General features: G+C 64.3%; 11 protein-coding genes and 2 pseudogenes. 10 read left to right on the forward strand and 3 right to left on the reverse strand.

Translation table 11 applies throughout. The features are described 5' to 3' along the window. From IVA74_RS25090 to IVA74_RS41250, 7 genes and pseudogenes are all read left to right on the forward strand, one after another. A pseudogene (locus IVA74_RS25090) lies at positions 1–232 on the forward strand (hypothetical protein); the annotation flags it as partial. A 74-nt stretch (positions 233–306) separates the two neighbouring features. Further along, the gene (locus IVA74_RS25095; RefSeq protein ID WP_247348994.1) at positions 307–765 is read left to right on the forward strand and encodes a YidB family protein; all 459 of its coding nucleotides are present in this window, start codon (positions 307–309) and stop codon (positions 763–765) included. A gap of 25 nt (positions 766–790) precedes the next feature. Beyond that, a complete protein-coding gene (locus IVA74_RS25100; protein ID WP_007611688.1) occupies positions 791–1,054 on the forward strand; it encodes a GlsB/YeaQ/YmgE family stress response membrane protein in 264 nt (87 codons plus the stop codon). A gap of 65 nt (positions 1,055–1,119) precedes the next feature. Beyond that, entirely contained in the window at positions 1,120–1,458 is a 339-nt protein-coding gene (locus tag IVA74_RS25105) for a hypothetical protein (RefSeq protein ID WP_247348996.1), read from the forward strand. Between the two features lie 474 nt (positions 1,459–1,932). Further along, positions 1,933–3,615, forward strand: a pseudogene (locus tag IVA74_RS25110) (PHP domain-containing protein). Next, positions 3,615–3,824 carry a hypothetical protein gene (locus tag IVA74_RS41245; RefSeq protein WP_346730978.1) on the forward strand — a complete coding sequence of 70 codons (210 nt, stop codon included), beginning with the start codon at positions 3,615–3,617 and terminating at the stop codon, positions 3,822–3,824. The pseudogene IVA74_RS25110 and the gene IVA74_RS41245 overlap by 1 nt, the downstream one beginning before the upstream one ends. Positions 3,825–3,850: 26 nt before the next feature. After that, positions 3,851–4,177 carry an MOSC domain-containing protein gene (locus tag IVA74_RS41250; protein ID WP_346730979.1) on the forward strand — a complete coding sequence of 109 codons (327 nt, stop codon included), beginning with the start codon at positions 3,851–3,853 and terminating at the stop codon, positions 4,175–4,177. A gap of 167 nt (positions 4,178–4,344) precedes the next feature. On the opposite strand, the gene IVA74_RS25120 is transcribed toward IVA74_RS41250, so the two are convergent. The 3 genes from IVA74_RS25120 to IVA74_RS25130 all read right to left on the reverse strand — a co-directional run bounded on the left by IVA74_RS25120 (position 4,345) and on the right by IVA74_RS25130 (position 7,294). Beyond that, a complete protein-coding gene (locus tag IVA74_RS25120) occupies positions 4,345–4,758 on the reverse strand; it encodes a winged helix-turn-helix domain-containing protein (protein ID WP_247348998.1) in 414 nt (137 codons plus the stop codon). Positions 4,759–4,962: 204 nt separating this feature from the next. After that, on the reverse strand, positions 4,963–5,622 hold the full coding sequence (locus tag IVA74_RS25125) for a response regulator transcription factor (RefSeq protein ID WP_247349000.1): 660 nt from the start codon (positions 5,620–5,622) through the stop codon (positions 4,963–4,965). Between the two features lie 94 nt (positions 5,623–5,716). Further along, positions 5,717–7,294 (reverse strand): sensor histidine kinase, encoded by a 1,578-nt coding sequence (locus tag IVA74_RS25130; protein WP_247349002.1) that lies wholly within the window; start codon positions 7,292–7,294, stop codon positions 5,717–5,719. 379 nt (positions 7,295–7,673) lie between these two features. On the opposite strand from IVA74_RS25130, the gene IVA74_RS25135 reads away from it, so the two are divergent. The 3 genes from IVA74_RS25135 to IVA74_RS25145 form a co-directional block, all read left to right on the forward strand. After that, positions 7,674–15,302: a peroxidase family protein gene (locus tag IVA74_RS25135; protein ID WP_247349004.1), complete on the forward strand. Its 7,629-nt coding sequence runs from the start codon at positions 7,674–7,676 to the stop codon at positions 15,300–15,302. An 80-nt stretch (positions 15,303–15,382) separates the two neighbouring features. Continuing rightward, a complete protein-coding gene (locus tag IVA74_RS25140; RefSeq protein ID WP_247349005.1) occupies positions 15,383–17,098 on the forward strand; it encodes a type I secretion system permease/ATPase in 1,716 nt (571 codons plus the stop codon). A gap of 16 nt (positions 17,099–17,114) precedes the next feature. Further along, positions 17,115–17,597, forward strand: a 483-nt coding sequence (locus IVA74_RS25145) for a hypothetical protein (protein WP_247349006.1), incomplete at its 3' end; no start/stop codon positions are given.

The raw sequence follows: 17,597 nt of genomic DNA on the forward strand, positions 1-17,597 counted from the left end.
ACCACTCTACGCTGAAGGTGTGAGGCGCGGCGGCACGCTGGTTTCGGCTCGTGTGCCGGATGCGGAGCGCGCGCGCTACGACGCGATCCTGAACCAGTCCGCCGTTAATCTGCGCGACCGGAGCGCAGCCTGGCAGAAGGCCGGGTGGAAGAGTTACGATCCCTCCGCCCAGCCTTACGGCGCGGACGAGGTCCGCAGAGAGCGCCAACTCTACGGCACCGGAATGCGTTGAATTACCCGGCGGCCCGCACTAGGCGGGCCGCCATTTCTTGCGCACGTACCCGTCATCGAACTCAGGAGTCGAAAATGAGCCGCGGAATGCCATCAATGACCGCCCTCTTGGGTATGCTCGCAATCGCCGGTTATCAAAATCGGGACAAGCTGGCGGACATGTTTCGCAATGCCACCTCCGGTCAGCCGGCGGGTGCCAAGGATTCCATGAGCGGCATGCTCGGCAACCTTGGCGGCCTTGTGGGAGGCGGCGGCGTGGGTTCGCTCCTGAACGGCGGGATCGGCGAATTGCTCGAGCACTTCAAGCAGAACGGACAGGGCGAGGCGGCCCAATCCTGGATCAATCAGGGGCCAAATCGGGAAGTCACCCCGCCCGAACTCCAGCAGGCTATCGGTCCGGACGTTCTTCAAAAACTGGAGCAGCAGACCGGCCTGTCGCAGCAGGAGATCCTCCACCGATTGTCTCGCGAACTTCCGACAGCCGTGGACAAATACACGCCTGACGGACGTCTTCCGGCGCAATCGGCGGGATAATACTACTCACAACTCGAGAAGAGATATGAGCATCATCTGGACGATCATCATCGGTTTCATCGCAGGCGTCATCGCGAAGTTCATCATGCCCGGCGACAATGAGCCCTCGGGTTTCATCCTCACGACGATCCTGGGAATAGTGGGCGCGTTCGTTGCGACCTATCTTGGCCAGTCTCTGGGCTGGTATAGGCCCGGAGAAGGCGCAGGGCTGGTGGGGGCGGTCGTGGGTGCCATTATCGTGCTTCTTGTCTACGGTTTTGTGGCCGGGCGCAGCCGCCGGGCGATCTAACCCACCGTGACCGGAAATTCTTCACTTTAGCGAAGAATTCAGGCGGTGCGAATGGCGTAACCAAGATGAAATGGATGCTCGTTGTCCTGGTAGGAGGCATGACACCGGTCAACACCGACCTGGTGTTCGACAAGTTCGCCGATTGCCTTGCCGCCGAGGAGCAGATGCGAAAGCACTATACGGACGCTTTCGAGGCCTGGGACCGATGGGCCGCGGCCAATATCGAGCGACGGCGCGAATACTCGAAGGTCCGCGACCTCCAGGCCAAACGCCTGCTCAGCAACATCGGTACCTGCGTTCCTCATGCGGGCGGCGACGCCGCAGCACCTCAGCAGCAGAGTAATCCCACACCTTCTCAAACTCCTCAAGCCGCACCTACGCCGCAGCCAAGTCCGAAAGCGTGACGTTTGAACGCTCGGAACAGGGGCGGTCGCAAACGAATGTTGCAGCTGCTTTCGATACGCTCCGGTCAAGAGCGAACGGATGGCTGAAGGTTGACGCTTTTGAGTACACGCCCAAATGCAGGACCGAACAGCTTGCGGGCCTCACGATGCCGACAGAACTAAAGGCGAGAGTAGGCGTTTACCGACATCATGTCGGACGCTTTTGACTATTTCCGGGCCTACGCCGTCCGAGCTCTTTGCACGGCCCGGTCGATGCCGCACGGCAGGATGAAACATCTGCAGCTGCTGGCCGGGCGGATCTATAATCTCCTCAAGAAGGAGGCGGCTTACGGCCCGAACACGCAGCACCTTGAGGACTTCCGCGCTGCGCAGAAGCTCGAGAGATCCCTCGATCGGCGGCCTGGAGATGGCCCACCCTCTCAAAGTCACTTTGCTCAGTCGAGCTGGCCGCGCGCCGGGCGGGAGGTTCGCTAAGTGGCTTCCCTCGATACCCGCACCGTAGCGAGCCTTCTGCGAGAATACGCACAGCGAACAGCCTTGCGCGGCGGCAATCCCTACCGGGCAAAAGCCCATTCACGGGCCGCGGACAACCTGGCGGCCCTTGCGATCCCTCTCGATGTGCTCGTCGCCGAGGACCGGCTCACGGAAATCCCCGGCGTCGGCGAGGCGATCGGGGACATCATTACCAAGCTCCACAAGACCGGCACTCATCCGAGCCTCGAAAAACTGCGGAAAGGGATTCTCGAGGGTGTGCTCGAGATGCTCGCCGTGCCTGGCCTCCGCACCGAGAAAGTGCTGCGTCTGTACCGGGATCTCGGCATCGCCTCGCTAACGGAGCTGGAGGCCGCCGCCAAGGACGACCGCATCAAGAAGGCCAAAGGCCTCGGGGCCGCGTTGCAAACCAAGATCCTGCAGAACCTCGCCATCGCGAAGCGCGAAGAAGACCGCCTCCACCTGCACCGTGCGGCGGCTCTGCTCGCTCACGCCAAGGACTCGATCCGCAAGTCTCAACCCGAGCTGAAGCGCGTCACGATCGCAGGCGAGTTCCGCCGCGGCTGCGAACTCGTCGGCGACCTCGCGATCGTCGCGGAAGCACCCAAGATGGACAAAAGGTCGAAGGCGTCAGCTGCTGACGGATTGCAGATCCGGCTGTCCGATCGAAAGCACTTCGGCGCTACGCTTCTCTTCGCCACCGGCTCGGCCGCTCACATCGAGCAGCTCCAAGCGCTGGCCGCCGAAAAAGGAATGCGGTTGGAGGCGGACGGGTTGCACAAGGGCCGCACGCTGGTCGCCGGCGACGAGTCCGAGATCTACCGCGCCCTCGGCTTGCCCTTCATCGATCCCGAACTCCGGGAGGGGCGGAGCGAGGTCGAGCTGGCTCTCAAGGGCAAGTTGCCGAAGCTAGTCACCGACAATGACCTGCGGGGAATTCTTCACTGCCACACGGACGCCTCCGACGGCACCTAGACCTTGGAGACGATGGCGAAGGCTACGCGCCAGCGCGGTTTCGAATATTTCGGCGTCGCCGATCATTCCAAGTCCGCCCACTACGCTGGCGGTCTCTCGGTGGAGGAGATCGCGCAGCAGCACCGGGAAGCCGACCGCCTGAACAAGCGCTTCGGCAAGGATTTCCGGATCCTCAAAAGTATCGAATCCGATATTCTGGCCGACGGATCGCTCGACTATCCGGACGAGGTGCTGGAGCGTTTCGATTTCGTGGTCGCGAGCATACACGGCCGCTTCAAACTGGACCGCAAGGCGCAGACGCAGCGGCTGCTTCGTGCTATCTCCAACCCTCACACCACCATCATCGGCCACATGACCGGGCGCCAGCTGCAGCGGCGACCAGGCTACGAAATCGATATCGAGAAGGTGCTGCGGGCCTGCGCGAAGCATGAAGTCGCCGTCGAGATCAACGCTCACCCATGGCGGCTCGACCTGGACTGGCGCTGGCACCAGACGGCCCTCGACTTCGGCTGCATGCTCAGCATCAATCCGGACGCGCACTCGATTCCCGAGCTCGACCACATGCACTGGGGTGTCGAGATGGCGCGCAAGGGCGGCGTGCCACCGGACCGGATCCTGAACGCGATGGCTCTTCCGGAGATCACCCGCTACCTCCGCCACAAGCGGCGCTCGCTCGCTCGGGCGGCCTGATGCCGCATTTGCACGGCTTCTCGCTGGAGGGCACCGTGGTCGCGGTTGCCGCTGATCGCGGCCACCACTTCAGCAAACCGCCGCAGGATCCGAGCGTGCTGGTGGAAGGCCATGGTATCAAGGCGACGCACACGCCGGCCCGGTTGTCCGACACCGCTATCTTGCCCGGCGCCAGCCCCGGTTACCCAATCTCCGGCAGGTCCACCTGATCCCGGCCGAGCTCTTTGCATCCCTTCTGGAAGTTGGCTTCGAAGTCGCAGCGGGCGACCTGGGCGAGAACATCACCACAACCGGCCTGGATCTCGAGCGGATGCCGCTCGGGACCCTTATCGAGCTCGGGCCCTCGACGGTCATAGAGCTGACCGGCCTCCGGACGCCTTGCATCCTCATTGACCGCTTCCGGGCCGGGCTTAAACGACAGATGCTCTCGTCGGTGGAAACGGGCCCTCCGTTCAAATCCGGGGTGCTGGGCGTGGTGCGGGCCGGCGGACCGGTCGCGGCGGGCGATACCGCGCGGGTTCGGCTCCCGTCGACCTCGTTGCGCCCCTTGCCGGCTTTGTAAGGACCCCGTGCACAACTCGGCAGCCCGATGGCCGAATCGAAACGCGCTCGTTAGATCGGGGCGGCATGGCCGCAAACAAGGTAACGGCGGTACGCGTGGGGCTGAGGAGGCATCGACAGTCCGGGACTATCAAGCCGCCGAGCCCAGCTGGCGGCTTTTTCCTTTGATCAGGACGCGTTCATCCTTGCTCGTTCGCGCGCCTCGCGCCGACGTTCGCGCCGCCGCTTGGCTCGATCAACGGGCTGCCGCAGCGGAGGAACCTGGCTCGCGGCGAGTATCGGAGCCGCAGCCTGCTCGATCAAAGGCGCCTGGATCGGTTCGGGCGTAGCGGGAAGGGTTTCCATGAACTCGAGCACTGCCCGTCCCTTGGGCGTGATCTGCCATCCGCCGCTGATGCGTTCGACCAGCCCGTGGGAAAAGATGTCGAGATCCGGTACTCGGGCGGCGAGGCGTTTGGTCGGGTCCGCCCATTCGCGGCCACTGGTCGCCAGGATCGCCATGTCGCGCTTGAGGTCCTCCATGACGGCGAAGCCGTCCGGATAGCTCACCAGGATCTTCAGCACCGTGACCTGGAAATTCACGCCCGGCTCGACCGATCAGCGCCACATCGCTGGCGCACGCGAAAGGGCGTCACGGCCGGCCTGCCTGAGTTCGTCCAGCGATACCTCGCCTCTGATAGCCGCCTGCAGGATTACCGCGCACGAGGACGGCCCATTGCGACTTTCGCAAAGTAACCGGCCGACCAGCGCGCTACGCGGATTCGCAGCGTGATTCACCGTCGTCGTTCAGGCGTGTTGGCCGGACTGGCGCATCCTCTGATACGCCATGACCGCGGACACGCGGTTTGTCGCGCCGCACTTCTGCATGATGCTGCTCATGTAGTGCTTGACGGTCTTTTCGCTGATCTTGAGTTTTTCGGCGACCATCCTGTTGGTGGAGCCTCTCTCAACCTCAGCGATGATCTGGAGTTCGCGATGACTGAGACCCACATCGATCGACACCGCCTCCTTCCGTTGAACCGCGAAAAGCAGTCGTGCCGCAAATTCCGGTGAGACGAACGAGGACTCGTTCTTGAAGACGGCCCAGATAGCTGCCTTCAATTCACTCGCGCTGACCCCCTTCAGGATGTAGCCGTGGGCGCCGGCGTTCAGGGCGGCGATGCCGGTCTGCGGATCGTCGCAGGCGGTGAGTATCACGCAGTGCGTTCCGGGGAATTCGACGCACAATTGTTTGAGTGTCTCCAGGCTATCGCCGGGAATTCCGAGATCGAGAACGAGGATGCTCGGGCGATGTGCTTTTACGATATCCAGCGCGTCTGCTGTAGAGGCGCCTTCGGCTACGACTTTGAAGCGAGCCTCCGCTCGAAAGACGGCGGCCAGTCCTTGACGGTAGATCGGATGATCGTCGACGATGGCAATCGTGGCCTGCTCACAAAAGGTTTCCATATGCGCACTCTCACAATTGAAAAAACACTGAGAAAAAAACGGCATTCCAGAATGCTCGGAGAATAGGCATCGTAAGGATAAAGTTTCAATCACTTTAGATGGATTGACTATCTTTTAAGTTGTCGACGGTTCCGGAGTCCGAACCTGGGACGAAAAGCTCGCACGAGATCTCCGCGCCTTGCCCCGGGGTGGAGATTACTGAGAAGGTGCCGCCCAGCGCTCTCACGCGGGAGACCATGCCCGCCATTCCAAGACCGGAAGGGGACTTGGCTGCTGTACGCGGAAAACCGCATCCGAGGTCGCGAACCGAAAGCCGCAGTTTCCCGGCGCCGTAACTAACCGTCACGGTCTGCCGGTCGCTCCCGGAATGCTTGTAGGCGTTGTTCAACGCCTCCTGCGTCACTCGAACGACGCAACGTACCGCATCGCGAGGCAATTTCTCGGGCACTCCGGTCATCTCGAAATCGACGACGCAGGCGGCGCGGCCTTCATGCGCTCTGATGATTTTCCGGAGCATTTCGGTGAGATTGCCGCCATCGCCAAGATCAGGAAGAAGCAGATCGGCGGCGATTGCGCGCAGCTCCTTGAGCGCGTCCTGAAGGGCGCTCCGGAATTCCGTCAGGAGAGTTCGCGCTTTGGACGGCCCGCCTTCCAGCTGTTGCTCCAGACCGTCGAGCCGCAGGAGCGCGAAGGATATCAGCTGGGCAGGGCCATCGTGGAGCTCGGCTCCGAGCCGTGTGTGGACAAGATCGTCGATACGAACGGCAGTGCGAAGCGCGTCTTCTCTTTCAGATTTGAGGATGTCGTTCTTGCGATGCAGCAGCACCTTCTCCCGGAACCGCTGCTTGATCGCCATCCTCTGCCTTTTGATCGTCGTGCTTCCCTGATGGACCACAATGAACAGAGCCAAGAGGGTGACGAGACCTGCAGACCCGACAACCGCCCAGGCACCGCGGACGGCGCTTGCCTGATCGCGGAGAAGCGCGCCGGCGTCTTCGTAGATTTCGGCGACGGCGATGATCCTTTCCGTCTCGTTCTTGTAGAGAGGCAGAAATATCTCATACAGTGGCATCGACAGCGAGCGTTCGAATTCACTGTCGTCGTCCTCAAGGTCCGCCATCCCCGCACGAATTTGCCCTTGCAGCGAAGGTGCGAGGTCGGTCGTCGGAAATTGCCTTCCGATTAGGCTCTTTTGCGTGCTGTAAACGATGGTGCCGTCCCGCCCCCAGATCTTGACGGAGGCGACATGCCGCCTGGCTTTCAGCAATTCGGCGACCGCGTCCAGTCCGCGAAGGTCTTCGGCACTCGGCGCGCCCCCGCCGTCCATCGACTGGACGTAGGGCTCCACGAAATTCGTCATGTACAGCGCGGCGGCGCCGCTGGTGCCGCGCAGAACGCCATCGGCGATGCGATTGCCGACCCATCCCCCGACGGCCGCGACGGAAAGCGATAGCACAAGCGAAGACAACAGCGCGAACTGCCCGAAGAGAGACCTTCGAATCCACCAGCTACGCAGCCGGCTCCGGCGAATCCGGAGGAATGCGTTGGTCGTCCTTTTGGACTCCGGCTTGTCTGCATAGGCTCTCAATGAGGCACTGTCGACGCGACGAATCTGCCGATCAGCGTCATCGGCGGCGGAGACTTCCCCCACGAGTGGCTCCATGACGATCATTCTCGAACAATGTCATTGATGAACAGATGCTTAAATCAGCGACATCATATGCTTCGATCGGAGCCGCTTTCAACTTCCGCGAAACATGGTGAAGACCGTACCCCCGCTCGTACGGCTCGTCTGAAGCGGCCGTCAGGGTTAACGCCAGCGCAGGAGTTGGCCGAGCTTCCCGCGGATGCGCGCCTGCCGTCGAAAGACCGATTTGGCTTCGGACTAAAGTCGGAAGCAAGGGACTTTGATCGCATGCGACCCATTCGACCATCGACCCGAAGTTTTCGCTCGACCTTCTGCCCTACCGCGCCCACGGAGGACTCGACATGCTTTTGCAATGTGGGAGATCCGGCCGTCCGGTCTCCATGGATCTTGGCAGGAGTGGATCATGGCGAATTATCTCAAGCCGTTCGTAATCGATCAGAGCGACATCGACTTCATTCTCAGCCAGGTCAACTTCCGCCCGCTATTCGATGCGGCGGGCAACGCCATCATCCTTTGGGACGGCACGGGCGCGGTCTACGACTCTCACGGCAATCTCATCGGCAGCGGAGGGACCGTCGCCGGCGACGCGGCATCGACGGCAGCCATCGCGCAGTGGGGACAGTCCTACTATTCCGAATTCGACTTCGCTGGCCTGCGTGATCCCAGCGGACTCAACAACAATCTTTCGCTCATCAACTCGACGTTCGGTGCGGTCGACCAGATCTTCACGCGCTCGGGGGCCGCCGACTACGCCGGCTATTCGTCCGTGATGGAGGCGGTCGCCGACCGCGTCTACGCCGCGGCCAAGACCTACTATTCCTCCTACAGCGCCGCGACCGGCGGTTTCAACCCGGCGCTGAACGGCGACTACGCTATCAAGGCCGATCCAGCCGGCGCCCAGACCGCCGCCGACGGCACCAGGATCGACCTGCCGAACGTCGTCGACTACACGCCGCGCATGATCAGCCTGACTACAACGACGGCGGGCGTCACCTTCGACACCTGGGCAAACCACCAGGGCGAACTCGGAGACTCGTCCCACCAGTCCAACGAAATCTACTACGATCCCACGACGGGCACCGCCAAGGTGCTCGACTGGGGCGTCCTAAAGACGGCGGCTGAGGCGGCGGCGGTCGGGCCGGATGCGATCGGCCTCGGCCAGGTCGACACCCAGGCGCGGCTTGCGGCCTCGGCCGGCCAGAACGACCATTTCATCGGCGGGCTCAATCCCGGCGTGTCGCCCTCCAACGGCTTCTTCGTGCTGTTCGGCCAGTTCTTCGACCATGGCTTGGACTTCATCGGCAAGGCTTCGGGCCAGACCATCAAGATCGCACTCGCCAGCGACGATCCGCTGTACGGCATGCTGGGACCGGACGGGCAGCCGGTGCACGAAATCACCATCAACCGCGCCACGGTCCAGACCGTCGACACCAACGGCCCGGAATACGTCAACCACACCTCTCCCTTCATCGATCAGAGCCAGACCTACGGCTCGCACGAGCAGCTCACCACCCTCCTGAGGGAATGGGTCAAGGACCCGGCCACGGGACAGTACCACGCAGGCATGAACCTGTTCGACGGGCAGACGCTTGAGACCGCCTGGACCAGGGCGGACGGCGTCTCGACCCACCAGACGCTACCGACGCTCGACGAATTGCGCGCCCATGTCGACGCCACCGGACGAGACGCGCTGACCTGGGAGGACGTCAACGACCTGCGCAACCGCGACGCCTCCGGCCACGTCATCGCCGGCACCAGCGGCTCGGCGCTGCTGCTCGATATGAATCCGCGCTTCGACGCCGGCCACATGGCCGGCTTCTACGACAAGAACGCCAACGGCGCGCAGGACGCGGGAGAGGCGAGCTACGGCACCCCGGGGCAATCCGCCAAGGTGGCTGCGGCGATCTCGACCATCGACGGCTACGTCAAGACGACCTACGGCGCGGGATCCAGCTTCGGGGTCGATGCGACCACGCACAAGCTGACGCTGTTCATGGAGAACCTGCCTGCGGGCGCGCCGGCCGGAACGCCGCACACGCTGGACGGCGCCAACGCGCTCTTTCCCTTCGTCAACTTCGCGGACTTCAGCATCACGAGCCCGGCCGGAGCGCTGCACGACGCCGTCGGCGAAATCCTGATGGCATCGGTCGGAGACCATTACGTGGCCGGCGACGGGCGCGTGAACGAGAATTTCGGTCTCACCTCGATCCACCACGTGTTCCACGAAGAGCACAACTACCAGATCCAGAACATCATCGAGGCGCTGCACACGCAGGACGTGGTCTCGGGCGACGCGACCCACGCCGCGCTGCACGGCTTCCAGATCGACACCGGGCACGGCATGAACGCCGCTGGCGACTACCTGGACGCCACCGGCAACATTTCCTGGAACCAGGACAAGATGTTCGAAGGGGCCAAGCTGGTCGTCGAAATGGAGTACCAGCACGCCGCAGTCGACCAGTACGCACGCAACGTCTCCCCCAACATCCAGGAGTTCGGCGCCTACTCGACGGAGGTCGACTCCGCGATCTCCCTTGAATACTCCCAGGCCGCCTTCCGCTTCGGCCACTCCACCCTGCGCGAGACGATCGACACCATCGATCCGTCCGGCGGCCTGACCGGCAAGATCATGGGGTATGCCCTGAAAGCGGCCTTCCTGGCCCCGGACAAGTTCGCCGACGTCGGACCTTCGGCGATCGTCCTCGGCATGACGCACCAGCAGATGAACGAGGTCGACGAGTTCGTCACCCCGGCGCTCAACCAGGGCCTGCTCGATCAACCGCTCGACCTCGCCGCGATCAACATCGCCCGAGGCCGCGATGTAGGCATGCCGACCTTGAATGAGGTGCGCCACACGCTGGGCTATTCGGAATACACCAGCTGGAACGATTTCGGCCAAAACATGCAGCACCCGAGCTCGCTGACCAACTTCATCGCCGCCTACGCCTTCGACGGTGACCTGGACAAGGCTAACACCATCGTCGGAATCGTCGACGGCAGCGTCGCGGCCGGCACGCTCGGCATCTCTCTCGATCAGGCCTATGGCTTCATGAATGGCGACGAAGCCGCCGGCGGCGTCGGCACGCTCGCCTTCAACCAGATCGATACCTGGCTCGGCGGCCTGGCCGAAGTCCACCAGCCGGGCGGCCTGCTTGGCGAGACCTTCGACCGCATCTTCGTCGATCAGATCGAGAAGCTGATGGACGGCGACCGCTTCTACTATCTCTACCGCCTGTTCGGCGTCCAGTTCGGCACCGAGATCGTCAACGCCCAGCTGAAGGACATGGTCGAACGCACCACCGGCCTGACTCACCTCAACGGCAACATCTTCGGATACGCCGACCAGTACGTCGACCTCGGCGCCCACAAGGAAGTGTTGGCTCCCGGACAGATTGAATACCTGACGACCGGCAACGAGCACAAATACGGCGACATTGCCGCGGTCGACGCCGGAACGATCGGCATTTACTCGAACGGTGGTCGCGGCAACCTGAACGACGGCCACGAAGTCGTCATCGGCGGCGTGCACTACATCCAGGACACGCGCCTGGCTGACACCGATCCCAACAGCGCCTACGGGCAGAACGGCTTCGTCAATCTCGACGGCACGCCCAATTCCGGCGCCGAATCCAACGAGATCATAGTCGGCTCGAAGGGCGCCGACCTGATCTACGCCCAAGGCGGCGACGACACCGTCTACGGCGAAGACGGCAATGACAGGATCTACGGCAGCTACGGCATCGACCGCCTATACGGTGGCGGGGGTTCCGACACAATCTACGGCGGCGACAACCCCGATCTGATCGACGGCGGCGCCGGCGACGACTTCCTGTACGGCGAATCGAGCGGCACCGACATCAACGGCCTCGACCAGGTCATCGGCGGCGCCGGTAACGACTACATCAACGGCGGCCTCGGCATCGACAAGCTGTTCGGCGGTACCGGCGACGACGTCATGTACGGCGAACAGGACACCGACCCGTTCTTCGAAGGCAACGACGGCAACGACTACCTCGACGGCGGCTCTGGCACCGACATGCTGTACGGCAGCAACGGCGACGACATGCTGCTCGACGGCACCGACGTCGACATCTCCTTCGGCCAGGCAGGCGACGACTGGTTCAAGGTCGGCGACATCGCCCAGGCCCTGAGTACGGGACCAGACGAAGTCCTGGGCGGGGATGGCGTCACCGACGAGGGTAATACTCCCGGCACGATCGGTTTCGACATCATGGACTTCAGTCTGCAGCACGCCCGCCCCGTCGGCGTCACCTACGACCTCGATATGCAGGCGAACCCGCTGGCCGCCGTCAACAGCGCGCAGTCGGTCCCAGCGGCGTTCGAGCTCGAAGGCTTGGTCGGCAGCGTGTCCGACGACAATCTGGGCGGCGATTCGGGCGACAACTGGGTGGTGGGCGGCTCCGGCGCCGATCTGCTGACCGGCGACGCGGGCAACGACGTTATCGTCGGCGGCTCGGTCCGGCTCGACACCCTGATCGGCCAGTACATCCAGGGGCACGACGCGCAGGGCAGCGAGATCGCCTCGACCTATGATCACAACAACAACAACGACGGCTCAACGGAGGCGTTGCGGCTGCAGGACGCCCGCTATCAGGGAGCCTCGCATCGCGTCGCATACGACGATACCCTTGGCGCCGGACTGCTCGACAACGCCGCGCTGGGCACACAGGTGTTCGACAAGCATTTCACCGAAATGCTGCGCACCCAATTCTTCAAGGACAACATGCTCGGTGACGGCGGGACGGACGCCAGTACGCTGGCCAAACCGGACATCGCGGTCTTTACCGGCAACTACGCCGACTATCGCATCGACCCCATCTCATTCCAGAGCGCCCATGAGGGGACGGTCACGGCCTACAAGGTGACAGACCTCCGGGATCCGAACGGCGTCGACGCCAACGGGGCGCCGATCGTCACCGACGGCACCGACTTGGTCGTGGGTGTGGAGCTGCTGCGCTTCGCCGACCAGGACTTCTCGCTGATCAACACGCCCCCGAACCTGAAGCTTCACGCCTTCGATCCCGGCGCCGCGGCCGACAACTTCGCCTCCAGTACCTACGCCGGCGGCTCGAACTGGACCGGCAATTGGAGCGAAACCGGCGACAACTTCAACGGCGCGGTCAACGGCAACGCCGCCGCGGGACAGATTCGCGTGGGCTCGCAGCAGTTGCAGTTCACGGACAACGCCGACGGGGCCACTGTCCAGCGGGTGGTGAACCTTGCCGGGGTCGTGGAGGCGAAGCTTGCCTTCACCTACAACCAGAACAGCTTCGACAACGGCGACTTCGTCCGCGTCCTCTTCACCGCGGATGCCACGGCGGCGACGCCGGCGTTCCACGAACTCGGGACCATCACCAATGCGGCCGGCTTCGGCACCCATACGTTCTCCGCCGATCTTCTCGCGTCCCTGAACGCCGGCGAGACGGTGACCGCCAACGCCGCTCTCCGGTTCGAGGTGGTCAGCTCGGCCACCAACACGGGCAACAGCGCCAACAACGGCACCATCTCGATCGACAACGTGTCGGTCGCGTACGTCAGGCCCGCGGCGGCTCCGAGCACCGACTACGTCGCGACGTTCACGGAGAACGGAAATGCCGTCGGCATCGCCAACCATCCGGGAATCGTCGACGACGGCACGCAGCTGATGTCCGCGAAGGTCGTCCTGACCGGCAGGGTCGCGGGGGACACGCTCAACGCGAACGACATCGCCGGCGACGGTATCGCGAGCTCGGTCGACAATTCCGTTGCCGGGCAGATCACCGTCAGCCTGACGGGCAAGGCCTCGATCGCGGCCTACCAGAACGCGATCCAGGCGATCACGTTCTCCAGCAACTCCAACAACCCGACCAATGCGGACCGCATCGTGCACGTCACCGTCAATGACGGCTTGGCCGACAGCAACGTCGCAACCACGACTATCCACGTGACTCCGGTCAACGATCCGCCGAGCGTAGGCGCCGACCACGTCTACACCAACGTCGGCAACGTCGCGAACGGCATCGTGGTGCCGGACTGGGCGTTGCTCGCCAACGACAGCGACACGGATGGGCCCAACGCGCTGGCGATCACCGGGGTCGGCTCCTTCAACAGCCTCTCGGCGGTCCATGCCGCTGGCGCGGTCACCGTCACCGACAGCGGAACGAGCGGCAACCCGGCAAGGCCAAACGGCGGCTCGTTCTCCTATACCGTGAATGACGGCGTCGCACCGGCCTCGGCCACGGTCACAGTGACCGCGGTCAACGGCACGACGATCAACGGATCGAGCGGCAACGACATCCTTGTCGGAAGCGCGGCCAACGACGTCCTCACCGGCGGACGCGGCGACGACACGGTCTTTGCGGGCGGTGGCGACGACAGCATCGGCTGGTCGGTGACCAATCCGGTCAAGTTCGGCAACATCACCATCATTCCCGAACTGCCGGACGGCCGCGACTTCGTCGACGGTGGCGCCAACGGCGCGGCGGGCGACCGCTTCACGGTCACCGGCAACAACACGGCGGAATCCTTCGCCATCTACTCCAACACCGACGACTGGGACGGTGCCGGTCCAGGCACGGGCAGCAGCGCGGCGCATGCCGGCTTCACGGGCCTGCATGCCGGCACCGAGATCGTCGTCGCCCGCAACGGGACGGTGATCGCGGAACTCGACAACATCGAGGAGATCACGATTAACTCCCTCGACGTCACGGCCAACAACAACAACGGTGGCCTCGACGGCGGCACGGTCGCCGGCGACACGGTCTCCATCGTCGGCAACTTCACCGGCACCAGCCTGAACTACAGCACGATCACGGTGAACGGGGGCGCGGGCGCCGACACCGTCGACATCTCCGGCTTGACCTCGGACCACCGCATCGTGTTCCACGGAGGCGGAGGCGACGACCAGGTCACCGGCACCCTGCGGCCGCAGGACGTGGTCGACACCCAGACCGGACAGCCTCCGGGCGACCAAGGCGGGACCGGCGATAGCGGCGGCCAAGGCGGCTCCGACGACGGACAAGGCGGGGGCTCCGAGGACGACCAACATTGTTCGCCGGGCGACCATCAACACGACGGACAAGACGGTGCCGGCACGCCGCTTCCGACGATGCCGCCCGCGATCAACCCGGGCATGGCCGAAGGCCAGATCGGAACTGCAGCCGCCGACGTGATGGTCGGGACGGCCGGCGACGACGTCCTCAGTGGTCTGGACGGCGACGACGTGATCCTCGGCAACGACGGTGCCGATACGCTGAAGGCCGGAGCCGGAGACGACCTGGTGAAGGCCGGTGCAGGCGACGACGTGGTGTTCGGCAACGAAGGCAACGACGATCTCTTCGGCGGCGCCGGACGCGACCTGATCACGGGCGACGCCGGCGACGACCGCCTGTTCGGCGATGCGGGTGACGACGCCCTGGAAGGCGGTGCAGGCAACGACACCGTCTACGGCGGCGCCGGCAGCGACCGGATCATCGCGACGGTCGGCGACGGCAACGACACCTACTTCGGCGACACCGAGGAAGACACGCTGGACTACTCGGCGATCTCCGCCAACATCACGGCCGATCTCGGCAACGGCATCGGCCAGCACGGCAGCGTCGCCAGCGCCCAGAGCGGCACCGACCAGATCTTCGGGTTCGAGGACTTCATCGGCGGCTCCGGCAACGACACCATCGTGGCGAGTTCGGCGGCGAACGTCATGGACGGCGGCGGAGGCAACGACACCTTCGTGTTCGGCTCCGCCGCCGACGCCAACGGCGACACCATCAAGGGTTTCCAGCCGGGCGATAAGATCGACCTGTCGGCCATCGACGCCAACACGGGGGCGGCTGGCAACCAGTCCTTCGTGCTGTTCGCCGGCAACGTCTTCACCTCGGCCGGACAGGTGATCGTCACCCAAGAGGTCAAGGACGGCGCGGAGCACACCTTCGTCTCCGGCAACACCAACGGCGACACCGCGGCCGACTTCAAGATCGACCTCGGCGCCGGCAACCACGCGCTGACGACCGCCGACTTCAACGGCGTGCACTAGGCGCAACCGACCATCACCCGGGCGAACCGCCGCCCGGGTGAGCACGACGTCACCGAAGCCAAGGGCAAGAGCAGGACACGATGGGCAAGAGCGCGAAGCGGAAGAATTCGACAGAGAATCCGATCGGCAGCTACCGGGGCATCGGTCTTGTCCTGTTCGGAGTGTCCGGAATCATCAATTTGCTGGCGCTGACCGGCTCGTTCTACATGCTGCAGATCTACGACCGGGCGCTGACGAGCCACAGCATCCCGACCCTGGCGGCGCTCTCCGCGCTCGCCATCGGGCTCTATCTGTTCCAGGGCATGTTCGACATCCTGCGCTCGCAGATCCTGGTTCGCCTCGGGGCCCGCCTCGACGCCAAGCTGGCGCCCTTGGCGCACCACGTCGTCATCGAGATGGCCCGCTACGGCTACTCCACCTCCGAGGCGCTCGAGCGCGGCCGCGACGTCGATGTCGTGCGCGGCTTCCTGGGCAGCCAGGCCCCCATCGCCTTCTTCGACCTGCCATGGATGCCGCTGTTCCTCGGCTTCGTCTATTTGCTCCATCCCGTCCTGGGGCTGGTCACGCTGGCCGGCGCGGTGGTTCTGATGTCGCTCACCGTCGCGACCGAACTGCTGACCCGACGGGCCGGCAGGGAGACCCACCAGGCGGCGGTGCTGCGCTCCACGCTGGCGGATTCGCACGCCCGCAACGCCGACATCCTGCGGGCGATGGGCTTCGGCGGCCGCGCCGTAGCCCGGTTCGAAGCCGCCAATGCGCGCCATCTGGCGCTCCAGACCCGAACCAGCGACATCAGCGGCAGCTTCGGCGGGATGGCCAAGGTGATGCGCATGATGCTGCAATCGGCGCTGCTGGGGCTAGGCGCGTTTCTCACCATCAAGGGCGAGCTTTCGGCGGGCGCGATCATCGCCTGCTCGGTGGCTTCGGCGCGGGCGCTGGCGCCGATCGATTCTGCCATCGGCAACTGGAAGGTGATCGCTGCAGCGCGGCGCAGCTTCAACCGTCTGAAGCAGACGCTCGCTGCGGCAGAAGATGGCAGCCACATCCTGCCGCTTCCTAAGCCTTGCGCGAGCCTGAAGGTCGAAGGCATCACCGTGGTCGCGCCGGGTAGCGGCACGGTGCTGGTCGGCGAAGTCGGCTTCGAGCTCAATGCGGGCGAGGCGCTCGGCCTGATCGGGCCCAGCGGTGGCGGCAAGACCTCGTTGGCCAAAGGTCTCGTCGGCGTTTGGCCGCTGCTCAGGGGCAAAGTCCGGCTGGACGACGCGGATCTCGACCAATGGCGCGCCGATGCCCTCGGCGAGCATATCGGCTACCTGCCGCAGGACGTCTCGCTGCTCGACGGCAGCATCGCCGAGAACATCTCGCGGTTCGAGACCGAGCCCGACGCCCGCAAGATCATCGCCGCGGCCAAGGCAGCCGGAATCCACGAGATGGTCACGCGCATGCCGGACGGCTACCAGACCGAACTAGGGCCCTCGGGCACGGCGCTCTCTGCCGGCCAGCGGCAGCGCATCGGTTTGGCGCGCGCGCTCTACGGCGATCCCTTCCTCGTCGTGCTCGACGAGCCGAACTCGAACCTGGACGCGCCAGGCGAAGCAGCGCTGGGCGAGGCCATCGAAGGCGTCAAGGCGCGCGGCGGGATCGTCATCGTGATTGCGCACCGTCCGAAGGCGCTGGCGGCGGTCGATTATGTCGGTGTTGTCCAGGGCGGCAAGCTGGTTGCGTTCGGACCGAAGGACAAGGTGGTCGGCGCGCGGGCGGCGCCGATCCCGTTCCCGACCGCAGCGACGGCCTGATCAGCGGGAGGTGGCTATGGACGAACGGCTGTCCTTGGGAATTCCGGACCGCAGCGCGCTCGACGCGCCGGCGCGTCGGTTCGCGCTCATCGACGAACGGTCTCGCGTCAGTTCCATCGTGCCCGCGATACTACTCGCATCGTGGGGACTTCTGCTGAAACAGGTGTTCGGCAGCGGCAAGGAGGAGGCGTCCCATCAGCCGAAGCCGGACGCCGGGGACCCGGCAACACAGGCGGAAACGGATACGTCGTCTACGCCTTCGATCGCCGCGGAGCGGAACGCAGGATCGTCCGAGCTCGTCCGCGCCTTCGGACTGCAGGCGGTGTCGATGAACGAGGCGTTCGAGCCGGCCGTCGATCCGGACAGGCTCAGATTTGCCAGGACCGAGGAGCCGCGTCTGTCGCTGGTCCCGGCCAACCAAAACGCGCCCGCTCCCGCGCATCCGCTGCCGAGGGCGGCGGAGGCCACACCGGCCGCTGGCGGCGGCGGAGGCGGTGGT

Origin of the sequence: Bradyrhizobium sp. 132 (genome assembly GCF_023074185.1) — a bacterium.
Classification (GTDB): domain Bacteria; phylum Pseudomonadota; class Alphaproteobacteria; order Rhizobiales; family Xanthobacteraceae; genus Bradyrhizobium.